Raw genomic sequence first — 302 nt, forward strand, 5'->3', positions numbered from 1 at the left:
GAACTGGTCTGGCACGACGACGGCCGTTTGCTCAGTAACTCTCCTGCGACCTACAAGATTCCCGCTATTGGTGACACCCCGCCAGTGTTTAACGTCCGTATGTTTGAACAGGCCAACAACGAAGCCACGGTGTACAACTCCAAAGCGGTGGGAGAGCCTCCGTTTATGCTGGCAATCTCGGTCTGGTCAGCACTGCGCGACGCCATCAGCAGCCTCAGTGATTACCAGCTCAGCCCTGACCTCGACACCCCGGCGACGCCGGAACGGGTACTGGATGCGGTTATGGCATTACAAGCCGGCAC

1 pseudogene is annotated in these 302 nt (G+C 58.3%); it reads left to right on the plus strand.

Going from position 1 to position 302, the window contains the following annotated elements:
* Positions 1–302, plus strand: a pseudogene (locus Q4563_RS18660) (xanthine dehydrogenase molybdopterin binding subunit); the annotation flags it as partial.

This window comes from Gilvimarinus sp. 1_MG-2023 (assembly GCF_030548285.1).